The sequence below is a fragment of the Paenalcaligenes sp. Me131 genome, assembly GCF_050487225.1.
Taxonomy (GTDB): domain Bacteria; phylum Pseudomonadota; class Gammaproteobacteria; order Burkholderiales; family Burkholderiaceae_B; genus Paenalcaligenes.
Map to the genome: position 1 here is coordinate 224376 of NZ_JBKQGY010000004.1, position 22109 is coordinate 246484.

Annotated in this window: 22 protein-coding genes and 1 tRNA gene; 18 read left to right on the top strand and 5 right to left on the bottom strand. The window is 48.1% G+C overall.

The genetic code is table 11. The annotated features are described in order from the left end of the window. Positions 1-7: 7 nt before the first annotated feature. The 3 genes from ACLPHM_RS16030 to ACLPHM_RS16040 form a co-directional block, all read right to left on the bottom strand. Positions 8-850 carry a UDP-2,3-diacylglucosamine diphosphatase gene (locus tag ACLPHM_RS16030; protein WP_430222206.1) on the bottom strand — a complete coding sequence of 281 codons (843 nt, stop codon included), beginning with the start codon at positions 848-850 and terminating at the stop codon, positions 8-10. Beyond that, complete coding sequence (locus ACLPHM_RS16035) at positions 825-1334, bottom strand: peptidylprolyl isomerase (protein WP_430222207.1); 510 nt, start codon at positions 1332-1334, stop codon at positions 825-827. The genes ACLPHM_RS16030 and ACLPHM_RS16035 overlap by 26 nt, the downstream gene beginning before the upstream one ends. Positions 1335-1506: 172 nt before the next feature. Continuing rightward, positions 1507-2172, bottom strand: a complete 666-nt coding sequence (locus tag ACLPHM_RS16040; protein WP_430222208.1) for a tetratricopeptide repeat protein — start codon at positions 2170-2172, stop codon at positions 1507-1509. A 131-nt stretch (positions 2173-2303) separates the two neighbouring features. On the opposite strand from ACLPHM_RS16040, the gene cysS reads away from it, so the two are divergent. From cysS to ACLPHM_RS16075, 7 genes are all read left to right on the top strand, one after another. Continuing rightward, positions 2304-3758: a cysteine--tRNA ligase gene (gene cysS / locus ACLPHM_RS16045; RefSeq protein WP_430222209.1), complete on the top strand. Its 1455-nt coding sequence runs from the start codon at positions 2304-2306 to the stop codon at positions 3756-3758. Between the two features lie 53 nt (positions 3759-3811). After that, positions 3812-4393, top strand: a complete 582-nt coding sequence (locus ACLPHM_RS16050) for a DNA-3-methyladenine glycosylase family protein (RefSeq protein WP_430222279.1) — start codon at positions 3812-3814, stop codon at positions 4391-4393. A gap of 27 nt (positions 4394-4420) precedes the next feature. Next, positions 4421-5386 carry an acetyl-CoA carboxylase carboxyltransferase subunit alpha gene (locus tag ACLPHM_RS16055; RefSeq protein WP_430222210.1) on the top strand — a complete coding sequence of 322 codons (966 nt, stop codon included), beginning with the start codon at positions 4421-4423 and terminating at the stop codon, positions 5384-5386. After that, complete coding sequence (gene tilS / locus ACLPHM_RS16060; protein ID WP_430222212.1) at positions 5358-6431, top strand: tRNA lysidine(34) synthetase TilS; 1074 nt, start codon at positions 5358-5360, stop codon at positions 6429-6431. Before ACLPHM_RS16055 ends, tilS begins: the two co-directional genes overlap by 29 nt. A gap of 104 nt (positions 6432-6535) precedes the next feature. Next, positions 6536-7795, top strand: a complete 1260-nt coding sequence (locus ACLPHM_RS16065) for an aspartate kinase (protein WP_430222213.1) — start codon at positions 6536-6538, stop codon at positions 7793-7795. 95 nt (positions 7796-7890) lie between these two features. Then, a tRNA-Ser gene (locus ACLPHM_RS16070) sits at positions 7891-7983 on the top strand. Positions 7984-8165: 182 nt separating this feature from the next. Next, a complete protein-coding gene (locus ACLPHM_RS16075; RefSeq protein WP_430222214.1) occupies positions 8166-9383 on the top strand; it encodes a tyrosine-type recombinase/integrase in 1218 nt (405 codons plus the stop codon). Between the two features lie 112 nt (positions 9384-9495). On the opposite strand, the gene ACLPHM_RS16080 is transcribed toward ACLPHM_RS16075, so the two are convergent. Then, positions 9496-10059 carry a hypothetical protein gene (locus ACLPHM_RS16080; RefSeq protein ID WP_430222215.1) on the bottom strand — a complete coding sequence of 188 codons (564 nt, stop codon included), beginning with the start codon at positions 10057-10059 and terminating at the stop codon, positions 9496-9498. Between the two features lie 338 nt (positions 10060-10397). Continuing rightward, positions 10398-10655 carry a helix-turn-helix domain-containing protein gene (locus tag ACLPHM_RS16085; protein ID WP_430222280.1) on the bottom strand — a complete coding sequence of 86 codons (258 nt, stop codon included), beginning with the start codon at positions 10653-10655 and terminating at the stop codon, positions 10398-10400. Between the two features lie 215 nt (positions 10656-10870). On the opposite strand from ACLPHM_RS16085, the gene ACLPHM_RS16090 reads away from it, so the two are divergent. The 11 genes from ACLPHM_RS16090 (at position 10871) to ACLPHM_RS16140 (ending at position 22109) form a co-directional block, all read left to right on the top strand. Further along, positions 10871-11728 carry a factor H binding protein domain-containing protein gene (locus ACLPHM_RS16090; RefSeq protein WP_430222216.1) on the top strand — a complete coding sequence of 286 codons (858 nt, stop codon included), beginning with the start codon at positions 10871-10873 and terminating at the stop codon, positions 11726-11728. A gap of 122 nt (positions 11729-11850) precedes the next feature. After that, a complete protein-coding gene (locus ACLPHM_RS16095) occupies positions 11851-13275 on the top strand; it encodes a surface lipoprotein assembly modifier (RefSeq protein ID WP_430222217.1) in 1425 nt (474 codons plus the stop codon). A 123-nt stretch (positions 13276-13398) separates the two neighbouring features. Then, positions 13399-13752 (top strand): hypothetical protein, encoded by a 354-nt coding sequence (locus ACLPHM_RS16100; RefSeq protein ID WP_430222218.1) that lies wholly within the window; start codon positions 13399-13401, stop codon positions 13750-13752. 19 nt (positions 13753-13771) lie between these two features. Further along, positions 13772-14731: a DUF932 domain-containing protein gene (locus tag ACLPHM_RS16105; protein WP_430222219.1), complete on the top strand. Its 960-nt coding sequence runs from the start codon at positions 13772-13774 to the stop codon at positions 14729-14731. Between the two features lie 83 nt (positions 14732-14814). Then, a complete protein-coding gene (locus ACLPHM_RS16110; protein WP_430222220.1) occupies positions 14815-15822 on the top strand; it encodes a YqaJ viral recombinase family nuclease in 1008 nt (335 codons plus the stop codon). A gap of 46 nt (positions 15823-15868) precedes the next feature. Next, the gene (locus tag ACLPHM_RS16115) at positions 15869-16366 is read left to right on the top strand and encodes a JAB domain-containing protein (protein WP_430222221.1); all 498 of its coding nucleotides are present in this window, start codon (positions 15869-15871) and stop codon (positions 16364-16366) included. 92 nt (positions 16367-16458) lie between these two features. After that, entirely contained in the window at positions 16459-16959 is a 501-nt protein-coding gene (locus ACLPHM_RS16120; protein ID WP_430222222.1) for a JAB domain-containing protein, read from the top strand. A gap of 81 nt (positions 16960-17040) precedes the next feature. Beyond that, a complete protein-coding gene (locus ACLPHM_RS16125; RefSeq protein WP_430222223.1) occupies positions 17041-17892 on the top strand; it encodes a recombination directionality factor in 852 nt (283 codons plus the stop codon). A gap of 687 nt (positions 17893-18579) precedes the next feature. Then, the gene (locus ACLPHM_RS16130; RefSeq protein ID WP_430222224.1) at positions 18580-19536 is read left to right on the top strand and encodes a Bug family tripartite tricarboxylate transporter substrate binding protein; all 957 of its coding nucleotides are present in this window, start codon (positions 18580-18582) and stop codon (positions 19534-19536) included. 50 nt (positions 19537-19586) lie between these two features. Beyond that, positions 19587-20357, top strand: coding sequence for an SDR family NAD(P)-dependent oxidoreductase (locus ACLPHM_RS16135; protein WP_430222225.1), 771 nt, complete (start codon positions 19587-19589; stop codon positions 20355-20357). 54 nt (positions 20358-20411) lie between these two features. Next, on the top strand, positions 20412-22109 hold the full coding sequence (locus ACLPHM_RS16140; RefSeq protein WP_430222226.1) for a thiamine pyrophosphate-binding protein: 1698 nt from the start codon (positions 20412-20414) through the stop codon (positions 22107-22109).

Genomic DNA, 22109 nt, shown 5'->3' on the forward strand with positions numbered 1-22109 from the left:
CCAGCGTTTATACGTTGGCCTGTTGCTGTTGCGTGGGAGTAGAGACTACATCGCACAGTAGGTCATCATGGCCTTGGCGGTGCAAGGTGATGTGCTCAGGGGTAATAGATAGCCATCCTGCGCGTGGTGGCTGGCTGTGATCGAATTCCCAGTCAGGCAACACAATGCGTCTATAGCTAGGGTGTTCGGCGTCCACCTGATGCAGGGCAGGGCGGTGAGTATGCCCGTGTATCAGCGTAGGCTGATTATTCTGCAGCATGATGTCTAGGCATGCCTCGGTGTTCACGTCGGTGATCTGGTACGTTTTATGCTGGCCAGCGGCTTTGCTGCGCTTTCTGAAAAAGTTGGCAATGCGCTGTCTGGCTTTTAAGCTCAGGCTATAGAACAGGGCTTGTGTCAGCGGGTGACGCACAATGCGTCTAAAACGCTGGTAACTGTGGTCATCTGTGCACAACTCGTCGCCATGCATTAACAAAAACTCAAACGCATCGGTGCGCAGTATGACTTGATCGGGCAGTAGTTCGGCCTGTAAGAATGAGGCTAACTGTTTGCCTATTAAGAAGTCGCGGTTGCCACGTACTAGATAGAGCTTTTTGCGTTGGCTAAAGCGCTGTAGGTGCTGCAGAGCATCGTTTAGCCAGGATTCAGGGGCATGTATTTGCTCGTCCCCAATCCACGCATTGAAGATGTCACCCACTAAAATCAGGTGCTCACATACATCAGCGGCCTGCTCCAAAAACTGGTAGAAGGCCGCTGATGTATGGGGGCCTTGCGGCCCCAGGTGTATATCCGCGGCAAGCCAAACGGTGCCGCGTAACGCCCGTTTATTCAACGATAGTGGCGCTTTCAATGATCAGGTCTTCCACTGGTACGTCTTGGTGGAAACCTTTGTTGCCAGTTTTCGCTGCTTTCATGCTGTCTACAACGTCTTGGCCTTCAACGACTTTACCGAATACGGCGTAGCCCCAACCATTAGGTGTAGGGGAAGTGAAGTTCAGGAAGTCGTTGTTCGTCACGTTGATGAAGAACTGAGCTGTAGCAGAGTGAGGATCGGAAGTACGAGCCATAGCCAGTGTGTACTGGTCGTTTTTCAGGCCGTTGTTCGCTTCGTTCTCTACTGGGGATTTTGTGGGTTTTTGCTTCATGCCAGCTTCAAAGCCACCGCCTTGAATCATGAAGTTGTTGATCACACGGTGAAAGATCGTGCCATCGTAAAAACCGTCTTGCACGTAGCCGATGAAGTTTTCTACTGTTTTAGGTGCTGCTTCGGCGTTCAATTCGATGATGATGTCGCCTTTGTTGGTTTGCAGTTTAACTTTTGGGTTTGTGCTCATGGCGCTACCTTGTGTTGTAGTTGATGAGGCCGCATGCGCTGGTGAATACACCAGACCTGCAAAACAGAGCAGGGCGGCAAGAGTAAAGAGGCGCATAGCCAGGACATGCGCAGACTTGAAAAAGGGTAAGTTTTGCATAATAGGCGATGCTCGTTAAAAATACGCTAAACAGTTATTGTTGCAGAATTTGCTGGGTTTGTTGTGAACGGCCTTGGCCTAGCTGTCCCGAGGCTTTAAAAGACTCGTTAGCCAGCATCAGTTGCACTTCACCCATGTTGGCACGAGCAACTCGGTAATTAGGGTCGGCAGCCAGTGCCATTTCTAGTGCTTCTTGAGCCATTTGCAATTTGCCTTGGCGCATATATTCAGCGGCCAGATTATTCCATGGCTCGGGCAGTTCAGGGGCATCAATAGTTAGTTGTTGGTACGCAGCGATGGCTTCGTCGTGGCGTTTTAACGCCGATAGGGCTCTGCCCTGTAAAAACAACAGTTGTACGTCAGAGCCTATTTCGTTGCGCGCTTCACGTTGTGCCAAGCGTTTTTCAATGGCGTCCAAGGCTTCAGCGGCTTGTCCGGCATCTAGCATGCGCTGAATACGCTGAGTGATCTCACTGGCGCTTAATGGGCGTGACGTGTCAGCGCCGGGGCTGATGGAGTCCAAAATGCGGGCCAAACCTTTCCAGCCTCGATCCTCTTGCACTTCATTGGCAAAAATCTCTTGATCTTGCGCAGAGAGTCTGGTGTGAGGGGTTTGAGCATGAGCAATGCTGGAAATACCCCCTATAATGAAAAGCGAGGCGAATACACACGCTTGCAGGCGATTAAGAGTCTGGTTCACGAAGTCAGATGCCTTTATTGGTATACTTTACGATCCGTCATTTTAGCGTGTCTGTTGGTTTGGTGGTGATTCACGCTTGCGTTGGCGTGTTTTTTTATTCTATCGTATTGATTTTTAAGTGATTACTGTACATGTTGCACATTTATAATACATTGTCGCGTAGCAAAGAGGAATTCAAGCCTAGTCAGGCTGGCGTTGTGCGCATGTATGTGTGTGGGATGACGGTGTATGACTTCTGCCACCTTGGTCATGCTCGCATGTTGGTCAGCTTTGACGTGATTCAGCGTTGGCTGCGTCAGTCAGGTTACCAGGTCAATTACGTGCGCAATATTACAGATATCGACGACAAGATCATTCGTCGCGCCGTAGAAACAGGCCGCACCTTAGGTGAGGTAACTGAGTTCTATATTGCCGCTATGCACGCTGACGAAAGTGCCTTGGGCGTGGAATCCCCTAATGCCGAACCTCGTGCCACCCAATATGTGGGCGATATGTTGGGTATTATCCGCAAGCTGGAAGAAAACGGCTTAGCCTATCAGGGCAGCGATGGCGATGTGAACTTTGCCGTACGCAAGTTCGATGGTTACGGCAAATTGTCAGGTAAAACCTTGGATGATTTGCGCGCTGGCGAGCGTGTTGCGGTGACTGATGGCAAACGTGACCCGCTGGATTTTGTGTTGTGGAAATCCGCCAAAGCCGAAGAGCCGGCAGAGTCCAAATGGGAGTCCCCTTACGGTTTAGGTCGTCCGGGCTGGCACATTGAGTGCTCGGCCATGAGCCATACCTTACTAGGCATGCCCCTAGATATACATGGTGGCGGTCCTGATCTGAAGTTCCCGCACCATGAAAACGAGATTGCGCAGTCTGAAGGTGCGTTTGGCGGCACCATGGCCAACTACTGGATGCATTGCGGCCCCTTGATGGTTGATGCCGAGAAAATGTCCAAATCGCTGGGCAATTTCCGTAATATTCGTCAAACCATTGCCGCAGATGGCGGCGCAGCGGATCAAGCTACCTATGTGGCAAACCCGCGCGAAGCTGAGATGTTGCGTTTCTTTATTGTGCGCAACCACTACCGCAGCACCCAAAATTACGCAGCCGATAACTTATTTGATGCACAACAAGCGGTAGACCGCTTGTATCAAACCTTGGCAAACGTGCCTGCAACCGAACAAGAAATTGATTGGACATTGCCAGCAGCACAACGTTTTGCGGCGGCCATGAATGATGATTTCAATACGGCTGGTGCCATAGCAGTGCTGTTTGAGCTTTCTGCTGCTGCCAACCGTGACAAATGCCAACAAAGCGCCAGCCTGATGAAAGCATTGGGTGGCGTGTTGGGTCTGTTGCAAAAAGATCCTGCGCAGTATTTGCGTTCTGCATCCCGTTATGTGCGTGATGCACGTCAAGGCTCTACCGAAGGCCAGCTCACCGATGACGCTATTGATGCTCTGGTAGCAGAGCGTACTCAAGCCAAAGCTGACCGTGATTTCGCCAAGGCTGATGCCTTGCGCAAGCAATTGCACGACGCGGGTATTGAGCTAGAAGACAAGGCGGGTGGCGTCACTCAGTGGCGACGAGCCTAGGAGCAGAGATAGTGCATAAACCGCATTATTGGGATGAAGCCAAAACACATTTGATGAAACGCGATAGGATTCTGCGTAAAATCATCCCCACGTTTGCTGAAGAACACCTGAAACCGCCTTCAGAAGCCTTTGCTACATTAGTGCGGGCTGTGATTGGTCAACAAGTGAGCCGCCGCAATGCGGAGGCTATTTGGGAACGATTTAATAATGCGTTTGCATCGCCTGCGACGCCCGCTGATGTGTTAGCGTTGGAAGTCGCAGCCTTGCAACAGATGGGTATGCCCAAACGCAAAGCCGAATATATTCTGGATCTTGCACTACATTTTGAAGAGCGCAAGGTAAACCCAGAAAGTTGGCAAGATATGGACGATGAGGCCATTATCAGAGAACTCTGTGCTATTCGTGGCATAGGCCGTTGGACGGCAGAGATGTTCCTGATTTTTAACCTGCATCGTGCAGATGTATTACCGTTGGATGATGCCGGATTAATCCGGGCAATCTCTCAACATTATTACAGTGGTGAGCCAGTCTCCCGCTTTGAGGCACGTGAAGTGGCTCAGGCCTGGACTCCCTGGTGTACGGTGGCAACTTGGTATCTGTGGCGTAGCCTGGATCCTATTGCCGAAAGCGAATGAATTAGCGATTAACCCGAAGACACAACAATGCGAAATACATTTCTGGAGTTTGAGCAGCCTATTGCTGAACTCGAAAACAAGATCGAAGAGTTACGTTTTGTTCAAACGGATTCTGCTGTTGATATTTCGGAAGAACTCAGCAGGCTGCAACAAAAAAGCCAGACCTTGGCGCGTAGCATCTACGAAAAATTAACGCCTTGGCAAACTGCGTTGGTGGCCCGCCACCCACAACGTCCCTACACCATGGACTACGTGAATGAAATTTTCACTGACTACCATGAGCTGCATGGCGACCGTATGTACGCGGATGACCAAGCGATCGTCGGCGGTTTAGCGCGGTTTAATGGTGTGCCTTGCATGGTGATTGGCCATCAAAAAGGCCGTGATACCAAAGAACGCGCACGTCGTAATTTCGGTATGCCTCGTCCAGAGGGCTATCGCAAAGCCTTGCGTTTGATGCGTTTGGCTGAAAAATTCAATATCCCTGTCTTTACCTTTGTAGACACCCCCGGTGCTTACCCAGGTATTGGTGCAGAAGAGCGCGGTCAGTCTGAGGCTATTGGGCATAATCTGTACGCGATGGCCGAGCTAAAAGTGCCTATTATCACCACCATCATTGGTGAGGGTGGTTCGGGCGGTGCCTTGGCAATTGCGGTAGGTGATGCCGTATTGATGCTGCAATACGCAACTTACGCGGTCATCTCCCCAGAAGGTTGTGCTTCTATTTTGTGGCGCAGTGCTGATAAAGCATCGGTAGCCGCAGAAGCCTTGGCCATTACTGCTCCGCGTCTTAAAGAGTTGGAGTTGATTGATAGAGTGGTGAATGAGCCTGTAGGTGGCGCACACCGCGATCCAGCCACGATGGCCCGTCAATTGGGACGTGCATTGGCTGAGTCCTTACGCCAGTTGACTGGCTTGAGCCCTGAGCAACTGCGTGAGCGTCGCTTGGAGCGTTTGCTGTCTTATGGCCGTTTCCAGGAAGTTCGTTCGTAAATTTCCACTCGCACAGGTACATGCCCATCCGTTGGCTGAACTGTGCGATGTAGGCTTATTGCAGTCCATCCATACGCTGTATACCAACCTGCCGCAGCCAGCGCCGCAGCAGGTTGCGGTAGCATTGAGTGGTGGGGTGGACTCGGCAGCCTTGGCGCTGCACATGGCAGTTTGGGCGCATGCGCTAGAACTGCCTCTACATTGCTTTCACGTACATCATGGTTTGCAAGAAATTGCGGATCAGTGGTCGCTGCACGTGCAAAATCTGGCCAACCTGATTGGGGCCAGCATCCACATCGAAAGGGTAAACGTAGATCTGCTGTCCGGTACCGGAATAGAAGCGGCTGCGCGCGATGCCCGTTATCAAGCTTTTCACACGCTATGCCAACGTACAGGCGTACAGCATGTGTTTGTGGCGCATCACCAAGATGATCAGGCCGAAACTGTGTTGCTACGGTTATTGCGGGGTTCTGGGCCTACTGGCTTGGGCGCTATGGCGCCTGTTAGCTCGCGTGACGGCTTTATGGTGTTGCGCCCATGGTTGGATATACCCCGTAGCCGTATTGTGGCTGTAGGCGAGCTGATGAGCCAACGCTTAGGTTGGACGGCTGTTCAAGACAGCACCAACCTCAATGATGATTACACACGCGGTGCGGTGCGTGAGCGCCTAAAGCCGCAGTTGAATGAGCGCTGGCAAGGGTGGCAGAAAATACTGACACGTCATGCGAAGTTAAGCCGCGATGCCGCCCAGTTACTGGAAGAAGTTGCTGCTGAAGATTTGCAAAAATTGGATTACCGCACACGAGATCACAGTTTTGATTTGAAATCGTGGCGTGAACTAAGCCCTGTGCGTCAGGCACAGGTAATACGCCATTGGTTGGCCTTGGCAGGCTTGAAAATGCCAACGGAAGCGCGACTCGACGACATGATGCGTCAGATGCGCACCTTACACGCGTTAGGCTTTGATAGGCAGATGCAAGTAAAACATGGTGCGTTTTACGTGATTTGTCGCCAAGGGCGTGTGATTTTGCAACAATATGCATGAAAAGTCTGATAAATGCCCCATGGGTGGGTAAAAAATGTCGTTAGAATAGAATGGCCCTTTTTGGGGTACACAGACACCATTCCTATTGATTTTCGAGTAATAAGATGTCCTTGATCGTACAAAAATATGGTGGCACTTCTATGGGCTCCGTGGAGCGCATCAGAAATGTCGCAAAACGCGTGGCTAAATGGCATGCGGCCGGTCACCAAGTCGTAGTTGTACCTTCTGCTATGTCTGGTGAAACCAACCGTTTGCTGGGTTTGGCTAAAGAAATTAGCCCACGTCCCGATGCACGCGAACAGGACATGCTTGCGGCAACCGGCGAACAGGCCAGCAGCTCTTTGCTGGCGATGGCGCTGATCGCAATGGGTGTGCCTGCACGTAGTTACGCTGGTTGGCAGGTAGCTGTACATACAGACTCCGCCTATACCAAGGCCCGCATTAAATCTATTGATAGCGAACGCGTACAGAGCGATCTGGATGCTGGGCGCGTCGTGATTGTGACCGGTTTCCAAGGTATTGATGACAACGGCAACATTACGACCTTGGGTCGTGGTGGTTCTGATACGTCAGCCGTAGCGATTGCTGCTGCCATGAGCGCAGAAGAGTGCTTGATCTTTACCGATGTGGATGGTGTCTATACGACGGACCCTCGTGTAGTGCCAGAGGCACGTCGCATGAGCGTAGTGTCCTTTGAGGAAATGTTTGAGCTGGCTTCGCTAGGCTCCAAAGTACTGCAAATCCGCTCGGTAGAGTTCGCAGGTAAATACCGTGTGCCGGTACGCGTATTGTCTTCGCTTACCGACCCAGAAATTCCGCTCGAGGAAGAGAAAAACTCGGGCACACTGATTACATTCGAGGAAGATCAAAAAATGGAAGCTGCCGTTGTTTCAGGTATCGCTTTTAGCCGCGATGAAGCCAAATTTACCCTGCGTGCCGTACCTGACACCCCAGGGGTGGCCTATTCCATCTTGGGGCCAATCGCTGCCGCTAACATCGACGTAGACATGATCTTGCAGAACTTGTCTGCACAAGGTACTACTGACTTCTCCTTCACCGTCAATCGTATTGATGCTGACCGTACCAACGAATTGTTGGAAACTCAGGTAGGCCCAGCAGTGGGTGCAGGCGAAATCGTATTCGACAGCAAGGTTGCCAAAGTATCCATCGTGGGTATTGGTATGCGTAGTCACGCCGGTGTGGCGAGTGCTATGTTCCGTGCGTTGTCCGAAGAGGGCATCAACATTCAGATGATCAGCACCAGCGAAATCAAAACCTCTGTAGTGATCGACGAAAAATACATGGAATTGGCAGTACGTGCACTGCACAAAACCTTCGAATTGGATCAAGAAAAAGCGCAATAATTCGCTGGTACGCGGTCTTTGATCGCGTACCTAGGAAAAAATCATTCTAGGGCTAGCAAAATTCGTTTTACTCGTGCTAGAATAGCTTTTTTGCTGGGAATGTGGCCGAGAGGTTGAAGGTACTCCCCTGCTAAGGGAGCATGCGGCTTATACCCGCATCGAGGGTTCGAATCCCTCCATTCCCGCCATTGCTTAGTCTAAGCAAGTCCAGCAAGATTCAAAAAGCCCGTAGAATCAACGTTCTACGGGCTTTTTTCTATCCTAAACAGTCCAGCGAGATCCATCCAAAGCTAATCGTAGTGCTGGTATCGTTGTTGGTATTCCTGTGCTATCTTTGATTTGTCACTGAAAATACCAACAGGAACCGCTTATGTCTCTGACTGACTTGGCTATTCGTAATGCTAAACCTAGCTCACGCTTACAGAAAATTTCTGATGGCCGCGGGTTGCAATTGCACATTACTACTACAGGTTCTAAGCTTTGGCGGTTAGCGTATCGCTTTGATGGAAAGCAAAAGCTGATGGCGTTAGGTATCTATCCTGATATTTCGTTAGCACAGGCACGCCAAGCGACGGATGAGGCTCGCAAGCTGTTGGCTGTTGGTGTGGATCCGATGGAGCAGCGTAAAGCTGACCGACAGGACCAGAAACGTACTGTAGAAAATACGTTCGAGACTATAGCAAGGAAATGGTGGGCACATTGGTCACCTATGCGTAGTCCTAGACACGCTGAGTATGTAATTCGTCGTTTAGAGACAGATGTTTTTCCTGTAATAGGAGAGCGTCCTGTAGATGAAATACTAGCGCCAGAGATCGTCCAGATGGTGAAAACGATAGAGGGGCGTGGTGCGCTTGATATAGCAAAGCGTTCATTGCAAACCTGTGGGCAAATCTTTCGCTATGCTATTGCGCACGGCTTTGCGACCCGTAACCCAGCGACTGATATTCGCCCTAGTGATGTGCTGGTGAGTCGTCGCAAGCAGAACTATGCACGTTTAGATGCCAAGGAGCTGCCAGAATTGCTACGACACATTGAGGTCTACCAAGGCAGTAGTGTGACGCGTATGGCAATGAAGTTAATGGCAATGACTTTTGTACGCACCAGTGAACTGATAGGGGCGCGTTGGGAAGAGTTTGATCTGCAAAATGCGCGTTGGGATATTCCTTCCGAGCGGATGAAGATGCGTACACCGCACATTGTCCTGCTATCACGCCAAACTGTGCAATTACTTCAGAATCTGCATACGTTGACAGGCCATCGCGAACTACTGTTTCCAGGCGAAAGAAACCCTAAGACTCCTATGTCGAACAACACTATCCTTAAAGCTTTAGAGCGTATGGGGTACAAAGGGCGGATGACTGGGCACGGTTTTCGTGGTATAGCCTCAACTGTGCTGCATGAGGAAGGGTGGCCTCACGAACATATAGAACTACAGCTAGCACATCAAGAGCGCGATAACACCAGTGCTGCTTATAACCACGCGTTGTACCTTAAGCCTAGAGCTGAAATGATGCAGTGGTGGTCAGACTATCTGGAGCAATGCGTAGCGAAGGGTTCTGTTATGAAGTTGACGGCGAGAGTGGCGTAGTAAGTGGCTTTGAAACTCATTGAGGCGCTTATTGTCATAACGTCAAACACAGTGGTTTGGGCTGCTGCAAAAGAGCTGGTTGAGCAGTCGGCGACATTTTGGGTCTCGGCAGTCAATTGAGCGCCTGAGTAGCAAGTGAAATACCTATCGTGACTAATTGCGAGAATGCGCTATAGACGTGTTCTGGGGAAAATACTACAAAAGTCCCAATCAGAGATGAGGCAGCACCCACAATGATGATTTCTGATTGGGCGGATAGAATCTGAGGAAGCTCCACCTCTTTGTGTCGAGTCAGCCTTTCATGGGCCATCTGCGCATAATTGAAAACAGACTCGATGCGCATATCGACATGATCAGCCAGTGTCTCATGGTCTCTGCGTAGCTCTTCTAGTTGTTTCTGTAGATTCGTAACAGGATCAGATGTCAAAACGGTAGTAGAGAAGAGTTTCAGTCGTTTTGCTGATATAGGCTCGTATGGCTCTATGTCATTGATAGCGGCTCTACGAGCTTTCAGCGCATTCCTGAATGCAACGAGAATTGTAATCACTGCCGAGAGGATTGAGAGTAAAAGACCGGCAGTCGCAAAATGGTTGGTAGATAAGCTGCCCAGAATGAGTCCAGTGAAAAACAAAACAATGGGTATTGATAGAGCGGTTATAACGTATGTTTTATTCATGTCTCTCTTACTGAGTGGGTTTTTCATATAAGTAATGATGCCTGGGTAAACTTCTTGGTTACAGCTAATAGTTTTTTGGCTTTAAGCGGCTAAGAGTTGTTGCTTAGTTTAGGAAGTTAGGGGTTGCTCCTTTCTAGTCCTGTTGTTCTTCTATGTGCGTACTGATGTTATCGCTGGCTTTTAGAAATGTGTATCAAAACTCTCTTTGCTTCTTCAAGCAATATGTTCAATAGTGGCATGCTCATAGGGGGAAGCTACTGGCTAGGCTGCTTGGGTAGGTTTCTGGCTCACTGTAGGCGCTTAAGGATTTTATTTCTTATAAAGTAGGTTATGGTTTTTTAAGATGTCGAGTCTTGTTGTTTTCTTTGAACGATAGGCTTAGAAACCACTACATCAAGCACCATCATCAGTTCAGACGGCAAAACACCTAAAGCCTTACTGATAGCGATAATATTCATCAACGAGATGTTCTTCTCGCCTCTTTCAACTGTACCTAAATAACCCGGATGCAGCTCTGCTGCAGCGGCAAGCTCCTCTTGCGTCATGCCGGCGGCAATGCGATAGGCTTGACTGCCTGGCCAAAAGAGGCGAGTGATCTGTCGGTGTTTTTAGGGCGCATGATTTCTTCTGTATGCAAAATCCCATCCCACCAAAACCACATCTATAGGTAAAGAACTTATAAGTTAGGTTATTATTGTTTTTGGGAATCGAATAACTAAGCTAAACCAAAGGGAAGCCAACGTTTTCGATGGCAGTGAAGAGAGAGCTTCACTGCTCTAAAAGCGATAAAACTACTTTATAGAGGTGGTAAGTGGGTTACTCAATTAATAAGATTGCGATTTATACAGGTCTGGCGCTACTGGCGGGGTGTAGCAGCAGCGGTGGAGGTGGTAAGGGTTCTGAGTCTATACCTCCTGTGACAGACTCTTCATTGAGCAGTGTTCCTGCGGAATACCGTGATGCTGTGAAAAAAGCTAAGACCTTTGATCCGCTGGCGATTGTTCGAGAGGATTTGGCTGATGAGGGAGCAACGGTAAAGAGCGTTACTCTGAACGGGCAAACATTGAATGGGACTGAATACAACTTTTCAGAGCTCAAGAACGGGCTGCAAGATCTGTCTTTCACGCTTGAGGTGGAAGACAGCCAGCAGGCGAAGCACCAAGTGGAAGGTAAAGCCTTTCTCTATCAGCAGCCGTACTCGCTTGCTATGGGAAGTTTGATCAGCAAAATGCAAGGCGCACAGGCATCTGATCTTAATGTGTTTTACGTAGACAGTATTAAAGGTTTGCAGACAACAAGTACCGCTATAGCAGGGCTAGATGGCCAGTTTACCTATCAAGGGGTTGCTTTCAATGGTAGTGACGAGGGCAAGCTAAGCTATGTTGTAGATTTCGGTTCACGCGAGGGCTCGGGGCAGATTAGCGGCCTAACTGAAACAGGCAAAATTGATCTCTTGAAAGCTAACATTGCTAGCCTCAACCAGGAAATGATCCAGGGTATGGGGATTGTTGGTAAAGCGACGTTTGAAAAAGATCCTACCGCGGACATTAGTTACGAATTAGGTTTTTTTGGTCCAAATGCTGAAGAGATAGCAGGGCGTGTGAACTATGTACGAGATGGCGATAACGTTCACAACATCAGTGAAGTAGGTTTTGGCGGTAAACGCTAATTTCATAGACCTTGTTACTGCCTAGCATCACACGCTAGGCAGTATTTTTTTGATTGCTACTTGTGCTTTCTCTAGCTAAATATTCTTTAGTCCACCATTTTTTGATGGTTGGTTTTCTGTGCATGTGTACAGTGGTGCAGGCGCAGGCGCTTGATGTACACCGTTTCGAGCCTGCTGCAGTACCAACAGTGTTACCCCGGGTTCTGCAAAATGAATCCGACATTCAGTCTTCCTCTGAGCAGCAAAATCAGAGTGTTCAGAATGAGGCGCTTGCACAGATTTCAGGGAGTGAGTTAAGTCAGCATCCTACTGTGATGGCCCAGCTTATTAGTCAGGCAATACAGCAGCAACAGTGGCCGTTAGTGGAGTTGCTTATACCAGAGTATGAGGAGCATGCAGATGCAGATCCTTACTTGGTGTTATATGCAAAAGGCGCACTGTATCGGCATAACCAAAACTACTACATGGCCATAGGTGCGTTTAAAGCATTGTTGTATCTCGATCCCGCGTTGAGCTATGTGCAGCTGGACCTAGCTGTGATGCAGATAGAAGATAAACGCTATGCAGAGGCTATGAGTACATTAGAGGTCTTGTTGGAACGGCCAGAAACGCCTACTGCTGTCAGAGCAATGGCCTCACGCTACATTGATAGCCTGCAAAAACTCTATAGCCCTAATGTTGAGTTGTCGCTTAGTTATACGCGTAACGATAACGTAAACCAGGCTTCGGCTGAACGTACATTAGAGCTCTGGGGAGCCACTTTTGAAAAGAATCCAGATAGTCTCCCCAAATCTGGCCACGGTGTGAGCTATGGAGTCAATGTGACGAAGCTAACTGCTCTCCAAGGCAACCACTCTTTGTGGTTGGGGTTGCAGTATAGGGGCACGTACTACTGGGACCAGAAAGACTATAACGAACGTGTTTTGCGTTTAGCGCCTGCATATCTGTATCAGAACCATCGTCAGTGGCTACGCATTGGCCCAGTGTATGAAAAAACCTGGTTAGGTAATCAGCGATATGGTGATAGGTTCGGCGTGCAGGCAGAATACGGTCAGCAGATCAGGTCTCAGCACTATGTAATTCCTACCCTAGAGTATGCCTATAAAAACTACGATGACAGCAGATTACGGCCTTATGAGGGTAATGTGTATAGTGCAGGCTTGAGTTGGGTTTTTCAGCCTAAGGCTGGTGTTTCATTGTCAGCAGGTGCGTACTATCAGCAAGATTACCTACGCGATAAAGCCGAGTCATCACGGACTATTTCAACCAGATTGGGCGGTAGTTATCGTTGGATGAATGGCCTTAATGTCCAGGCAAACCTACAAGTAGGCAAGCGGCATTTTGATGCCCCGCATTTTCTGTTTGGCGAGGTGCGCAAAGATAGAGAGCTAGCTCTTAGCTTAGGCGTCTGGCACAGCAAATTTAATCTCCTAGGGGTTACACCAAAATTGGTATATCGCTACAACAGGGTTAACAGCAATATGCCGGCCTTATACAGTAGAACCAGCAAAGGGTTTATGTTGGAGATTGTAGATCTGACGTTTTAATTGCTCATTGCATAAGGTGTACTCCTTATGACTAGCACCCTAGATTTTTTCAGAACCATATCACCTTGATGAGAGTAAGCGGTTGCTTGCTCATTTATGCCGTTTTTACATCAAGGAGTTTTCATGTCTGAACCATCATGCCCATCATTCTCAGATGACGCACATAGCACTCGTCGGTCGGCTGGCCCTGTTAGTTGTCCGGCGTGTGGTTCGTCTCATCTTCAAACTAAAAATTACGCTCAAAAGTTTGCTGGCATTGTAGGTGCCAGTGTTGGAGTTTTGCGTGCGTTATCGGGAGGTGTTCAGTTTGCCGTGTCCACCTCAGCGCTTACGCGTATTTCGACAGCGGTGTTAGGTGCCTTTGTAGAGGGTACTTTAGGTTGCGTAACGGGTGCGGCGTGTGGGCAAGTGATTGATGACACGATCCTCAGTAATTACCAGTGTTTACGTTGTCATCACTCATTTCAAGCTACTTAACGCTTACAGGAGCATCACTATGGCACATTATGTTGAGCAGATGGCCTATGTAGGCCAAACCCCTTGGCATGGCTTGGGTAATCAACTATCTGCTAATCAACCTATTGAAGTCTGGCAACAGCAAGCAGGCATGGACTGGGACATAAAAGAGGCGCCTGTACAGTTCATGGATTCCGTGGATGATACCCAAAGCCGTTTGATTACCTTTCCGCAGAATAAGGTCTTGTACCGCTCAGATACGAATGCACCGCTATCTGTAGCCAGTCAACGCTATCAAGTCGTACAGCCACGCGAAATTCTGGAGTTCTACCGAGATCTCAGCGAGGTATCTGGTTTTCAGTTGGAAACTGCTGGTGTATTAAAAGGCGGTAAAAAAGTATGGGCGTTAGCGCGTACCGGACACTCTGCCACCTTGCAAGGCAACGATGTCACCAACGCCTATGTGCTGTTAGCCACAGCTTGTGATGGCACGCTGGCTACCACCGCACAATTTACAGCTATTCGTGTGGTATGCAATAACACGCTAGCAGTTGCACTGGACGATAACAAAGGAGCGGTTAAAGTCCCGCACAGTACCTCCTTTGATGCTCAAGCGGTAAAACAGCACTTAGGCATTTCTGTCTCTAGCTGGGATGGTTTTATGTATCGCATGAAGCAATTGAGTGAACGTAAAGTGAAGCACTCGGAGGCCGAGCAATTCTTCCGGCAGCTATTCTCGGGTGGCAAGCGAGCAGTCACGCAATCACCGAATGAACATGCCATGCGTAAGATGCTCAGCATCTATAACGGTCACGGTCGTGGTGCTGAATTAGGATCCGCTAAAGGTACGGCATTGGGGCTGCTTAACTCGGTCACAGAGTTTGTGGATCATGAACGCCGAGCCCGTAACAGTGACTACCGCTTAGATTCTGCCTGGTTCGGACAAGGGGCAACACTTAAACACTGTGCCTTAGAGCAAACACAACTCATGCTCGCCTAAACCACCTTTCCTTTTCTACTATTACAGCATAAGGCCCAGCGACTTCATTGCGCTGGGCTTTATGCTTTTTAGGAGCTCTTCAGATGAATATCGCTACCGCTCGCGTCATCGAACGCGCTAATCGTCCTGCCTTACGACTCATCAACACTAAAGACCTAGATCGTGCTGAGTGGCTATCTGTACGCAAAAACGGCATCGGGAGCAGTGATGCTGCCGCAGCCGTTGGACTCAATCCCTATCAATCTTCGTTGGAGCTTTGGTTAATTAAAACAGGACGGGATCAAGGCTTAACCAAACCCAACCCAGATGACACTACCTCTCCCGTTTACTGGGGGAGCTTGCTGGAACCCATTGTGGCGGCTTCCTACACGAAGCAAACAGGACGTCGAGTGCGCAAAGTAAATGCCGTACTACAGCACCCAGATCCAGACAAAGCTTGGATGCTAGCTAATATTGACAGGGAAGTAGTGGGGGCACCTGACGTGCAGATCTTAGAATGTAAAACTGCTGGTGAGTTTGGTGCTCGACTGTGGCGAGATGGGGTGCCGGAGTATGTTCAGCTACAGGTACAACACCAACTCGCTGTGACAGGCAAACAAGCTGCGGATGTCGCCGTCTTGCTGTGCGGCCAAGCCTTGCAAGTGCATCGTATTCACCGCGATGAACGTTTGATTGAACGCCTCATTGAATTGGAAACACGGTTTTGGCACTACGTCACAACGGATACGCCACCACCAGCTGATGGCTCATCCTCGTCCGCTTCAGCATTGCAGTGCCTCTATCCGCACGATAACAGTGAGCGTCTTGACCTAACCCAGGATCGGGAGATGTCAGTATTGTTTACGGATATGGTGGAGGTACGTCACCGTATTACACAGTTTGAGCAACAAGAAGCACAGCACAAACAGCGTATCCAAGAACGTATGGGCGAAGCCAGTCATGCAGCGTTTGAAACAGGGTCTGTCAGTTGGAAACGCAGTAAAGACAGCTCGACTCTAGACACTAAAAGCCTATTAGCTGATCACCCGGAGCTCTTTGCTCGCTACTCACGAATCCGAGCAGGGAGCCGTCGCTTTGTCGTGCAAGTCTAATCTCACCATCTCACACGTTAGCCGCTCTGAACAGGGCGGCTTTTTTATGCCTGGAGTCATTGTGCGTTATCACACAGCATCCGTTCACTTATCTCTACCGTTCGTACTGCTGGAACCTACTGGTAGGAGCACACTAAGTAAAAATACAGCACAACAACGGCGTGATCTACTGGGCCGTCAATTGCCTACACATGAAGCCGTAAAAGCCTTTCTCTGTTCAGAGCTACAGAACGTCACAGAAGAGACATTTGCCATCCTCTTACTCGATACGAAATATCGAATACTTCATTTTTATCAAACACCCAACGCTACTCTGGCCATAGCCTATCCCCGCGAGGTCATTCAGCGTGCTCTGAGATACAAAGCTCACACCATCGTACTGGCACGTGGCTTTCCTTCTGAAGAGCCACACGATAACCGGGCAGAGATCAAACTCGTTAAGACTCTTAAAGAGCTTCTCGCACTGGTTGATATACACCTGCTCGACCACATTAGTGTAGGACCTTCTGGCTGTGTGTCACTAGCAGGTAGTGGGCGGCTATAGCGTAGCCAGGAAGTGTGCGCCCAACCTCTCCTTTTCACCTTTTACACGCTACTAATTATTGTGGCGTTTTTTATGTTTTGAGGAAACCAATCATGCGTTACCACAAACTTAAAGCTGGCCCTGAGCCAGGCACTTACGTCATGGAAAGCGCTATTGTGACCGAACACGATATTCTGACCATGGCGAGACAACTCGCACGTAAGCGTTTTGCTAAGGGCCGAAGCCTTGCGAACCCCAGCGACGTCAAAGCTCACTTACAAGCACTGTATGCGCATTATGAGCATGAGGTGTTTAGTATCTTGCTGCTCGACAATACCTACCGTGTCATTGGTCTACATGAACTCTTTCGTGGCACGATCAATTCGGCTGTAGTGCATCCACGTGAAGTCATTAAGCTGTCCCTCAAACACAATGCTGCTGCCGCTATTTTGGTACACAACCATCCTTCAGGTAACCCTGAACCTAGCCAAGAGGATATTGATCTCACCCGCACCTTAAAAAACACACTTGATCTAGTCGCTGTGCAAGTGGTGGACCATATCGTTGTAGGAGCTGAAGGCTGCACGTCTTTAGCAGAACGTGGCCAGATATAGCAAGTTACTTAGTACTGTTGTTATCACCCTTTCCTAAAGCCCTCTGTGTATGCCGTGGGCTCTTTTTATTTGGAGTTCATCATGATTAAAGGTTTAGCGATTACTCCCCCTGTACTTGGCCGTATCTCTATTGGCCGTGTTGTTGAACGTAACGGTAAACGACTACCTGAGAAAGACGACCAATTCACCATCACCAGCCAGATTCATACGAAAGACGGCTGGCTTGTTCACCCCTTAGATGAAACACTACGCAAACAAAGCCCTAACGGTAAGTTGCGCTCTATTCCTATCACATTACTTTTTAATGATCCCGATTTGAACCTACGCGCAGAGTACTCACTGTTTGATCGCAGCTCAGGACGTCCGGTGTGTGTTGGTAATGGGGATACGTGCCGACGGCTTACCACTAGTGGCATACAAAACCTACCATGCCCTGGTAGCGATAGCTGTGAGTTAGCAAAAGGAGGTGCGTGTAAGCCTTATGGACGCTTAAACGTCAAACTCAGTGACGATGATGCGCTAGGGTCATTTATCTTTAGAACGACAGGCTACAACAGCATTCGCACTCTAGCCGCAAGGCTCCATTACTTCCAAGCCGAAGCCGTATCAGGTGATCTACTCGCTTGCTTGCCCTTAGATTTACGGCTACGAGGTAAGAGTACCGCCCAATCTCGCGGCACACCCATTTACTACGTGGACCTCACCATACGCGAAGGCATGACGCTAGAAGAAGTGTTGACCCAAGCACAACAAACACATGCACAGCGCAAGGCCATGGGATTTGATCAACAAGCACTAGACGCCATTGCACGTACTGGCTTTGCTAACGGAGCTTTTGAGGACAACGCAGATGAGGCTCCAGAGGTGATAGAGGAGTTTTACTCAGAAATGTCAGCTGTCATAGATCGTCTTTCTGCTCTTTCATACAGCTAGCTGCGTAGCGGAGCATTTCAAGATCAATATCACTTGGTCTGTGAGGAGTTCGGCCTTAGCCAAAGCGCTAACCATGTATCAGGCGAAATACACGAAAGAGAATGATACGATCGCCGATTTGTTATTACTCCTCAAGCCGAGGAAATGCTTAGTGCGAGAACCTTTGGAACCCTGGGAAATGTTACCACTTGGCTGCAGCAGAAAGATAACTAAACAATGTAAGTGTATCCATAGAGGTTTTATTTTTTGGATTATGGATTTCATTGTTCACTAATATGAACAATGAATTAAGCTAGAGTGACTATACAAGCAAAGAATGCGTTCCTAAACTGCTCTTTAGGAAAGTTAAATCTTCCGATGAAAGAGCAAGCAATGAAGTAATACATCTCATCAATGGCTGTACGGGGAAAGACAACGGCACATAAGCTGTAGACGATCCAGCTATCGGGAGGGATCACTTAGAAGCAACTGAAGACGTTGATACAACTGTAGCTGCTGCTCATGCTGACAGCAAAATGAGTTAGCACCGCTGTGCAACTCTTATGATTAATAGTTCTTTTTACCTTTACGATAAAACTTAAGGAGAAGGCTGAGTAGTTTGTGGTCAGTTTGTTTCGGGATGTATCACGTTGTTTTGCATGGTGGTTTTTTACATGATTATTCAAAAATATAATAATGGAGACAAACATGAAAATGAAGAAGCTATGTGGTTTATTCGTTGGCGCATTTATGACGTTTAATGCCGTCGCCAATGATGATTTTCCAAATGCACCCATTAATATCGTAGTGCCATACGCCGCAGGCGGTGTAACTGACGTCATGGCTCGTGGTTTTACCTCAAAGTTTGGTGAAAAACTAGGTACCACTGCCGTAATAACTAACCTTGGTGGAGGTGGAGGAAGTATCGCAGCCTCTAGGTTGCAAGGGGGGAGGCCTGACGGGTACACCTTAGGTTGGCTTACCACCTCCATTACTACTGTACAGCCACAGATAAAAAACCTGCCATACAATGCAAACAGCTGGACACCGGTATGTAGGATCTCCGCTTACCCAATGGTGTTTTTTGTCAATGAGGATAGTCCATTTAACAGCATGGACGACGTCTATAAGGCGGTAGAAGAGAACCCAACTGACTATATATTCGGCTCTAGTGGTATGGCAACGGCGCCGCACTTTGCTCTCGTTGCTGCGTTCGTAGCCAAAGGCCTAGGCGATAACGTCAGGCATATCCCTTTTGAGGGTGGTGGGCCCGCGTTGCAAGCACTTATTTCTGGTCGTGTGCAGTTTTTAGCTGATAGTCCACAATATGTGAAACGTGGGAACTTTAAGCCTTTAATGGTATTTAGCGAAGAACGTTTGGAAGAGTACCCTAATGTTCCCACAGCAACCGAGTTGGGTATATCTCCACCCCTAAACATAATCAAGGTTTGGAATGCCTTATTTGCGCCTGCAGGCTTGCCAGAACGAACTCTTAATGCCCTCAATGAGGCGTGTGACTATAGTGCAAACTCCCAGGAGTATATAAAACTCTTGAGAGAGCAAGACGTTTCACCATTTCACATGGGAGCGGAAGAATTCGAAGGCTACTTTCAATCACAGTACGAAGCGAGCAAAAAACTTATTGAAGCTGCCGGTTTAGAATAATTCCGAAAATCATCACCCATCTGCTCATAACCATATAAATGGATATATATATGCAACAACCATTAATTAAGTATCACTTAAAGGGCCGTTGCGCCTTAGTCACTGGTGGGGCTTCAGGAATAGGACTGTCCACAGTCGAGTTTTTAGCTAAGTCTGGTTGTAGTGTAGCTATTAATTACTTACCTAATGATGAAAAAGCAGTTGAGAAAATACAGCAGTTAACTCAAGAGGGGTATGACGTTACCGGCATTCCACATGCTATTGGTGATGGTAAGGAGTATGAGTTAATAGAAAGAACGATAGAAAAATTAGGTCAGTTAGATTTGTTAGTTAACAATGCTGGTACACCGGCTACTAATGAATCACTTAATCCAAAAGACCTTGATGCCATTACTGATGCAATGTGGAGCGAGGTGCTTGATGTCAACTTGGTTGGGCTTTTTAGATTAACTAGAGCAGCAGCCTCTTTTTTGCGTAAGTCCTCAGGTGCTGTGGTTAATTTAGCTTCCGTCTCAGCACTCTCTTCACGGGGGTCAAGCATGGCCTACGCTGCCAGTAAGGCTGGTGTTATAAGTTTAACTAGGCATATGGCAATTGCATTGGCACCTGAGGTACGCGTAAATGGCGTAGCTCCAGGAGCTGTGGATAGTACTTGGCGTATTGAGTGGACAGACGAGCAGCGCCTCTCATCAATTGAGGCTACTCCATTAAAGCGACGCTGCACTACGGACGAAATTGCAGAGTCGATTGTGTATTTAGGCTTTTCCGCCCCCATGATAACGGGTCAGACCCTAGTCATTGACGGCGGCCTAATTTTATAAAATTGCTCTCAATTTAACTATATAACTCCCATTAAGGTATAGGCAGAGGAACATATGAACAGCAAATCTTTGAATGGAGCGCAGTGGCTAGCTCGCGCACTTTCTGATAACAACATTACCCATGTGTTTTTTATTGATGCGGTACTCAGGAACACATTAGTGCAATTAGATCTACCGGACCATAAAAAAGTAAAAAGAGTATTAGCTCACTCAGAAAAATCTGCTGCTTATATGGCAGATGGATATGCGCGAGCCTCGGGTCGCCCCGGTTTTTGTTTTGCGCAGTCAGTAGGAGCAGCAAACCTAGCTGCTGGATTGCAGGATGCTTGGCTTGGCCAAAGCCCAGTAATTGCGCTTACAGGTAGAAAACAATCTACTTTTCAGCACAGAAATGCGTACCAAGAGGTCATGCATAAACCCCTCTTTTCAGCAGTAACTAAGTTAACTGCTGCCGTTGAGCATGCGGAAGACTTACCCCGATTATTTTTACAAGCTTGCCGAAAAGCCACAAATGGACGTCCCGGTCCGGTACATTTGGATCTCAATGGTATCTATGGCGATATCGTCGAGTTGGGAGAGGTAAATCAAGCTGTACCCTCCATAGAAGAGCTTAAAGAAAATCAGCCTATCCATCGCACTATATCTCAAAGAAGCAGATTAACTGAAGCAGCACAACAGCTCAAATCCCATAAAAAAGTTGTAATAATTGCGGGGCGTGGTGCAGCTATTTCACAAGCTGGTGCCGAGATAATAGCTCTAGCAGAAAGACTCCATGCTCCAATCGCAACGGAGTTGGGGGCGCTAGATATAATCCCGTATGCTCATCCAAACTTTATTGGTGTCGCTGGTAGATATGCAGCACCTCCTACAAATGAAATCATTTATAGTGCTGATTTGGTCTTCTTCATTGGCAGTGATACTGGTGAACTGGTCACCGACTCATGGCAAGTACCTGCCTTGGAGAAAAAAGTTCTACAAATCGATATTAACCCTATTGAATTTGGCAGATCCTATAGTGAAACCTATGGTTTAGCAGGTGATCCGAAGCTAACTGTATCTGAGTTGCTCAAACTTGTAGATGAAAGTGTATCGGATTCAACCTACCTAAATTGGGCAAGAGAGATTACTCGAAAATGGCATGAGAAGCTTAGTCTCGATGAAAAGAGTCAAGCGAATCCCATCCACGTTTCACGCCTATTAGATGCTATTAATGAAACTCTTCCTGAAAATGCTGTAGTAGTTGCCGATACGGGATTTTCTGCCATATGGACTGCAACGCATTTAAAATTAAATGGCGTAAACCAAAAATTTTTTCATGCGGCTGGCTCATTAGGTTGGGCTTTTCCAGCAGCGATAGGGGCTAAATGCGCACTACCCGAGTCCCCTGTTATATGTTTCACAGGTGACGGCGGTTTTTATTATCACATGAGTGAGCTGGAAACAGCAAAACGCCTAGGGGTCCCGCTTGTGGTTGTCGTAAATAACAACTCAGGCTTTGGTCAAAGTTGGACAAATATTAGCCGTACACAGGGCTCATTCCCTGGAGATCCTTCTGAACTAGCTAAGTTTGGCCCAACCAATTTCGCCAATATTGCCGAATCGTTTGCTATTCGATCACGAAGAGTAGAAAACCCAAGCGAGTTAGAAGATGCATTGAAAGAGGCGTTGAATTCAGATGAGCTTTTCCTATTGGATATAGTTACGGATTTTAATGCCCGTGCGCCGCAACCTTGGTTACCTTCAAGGAAATAA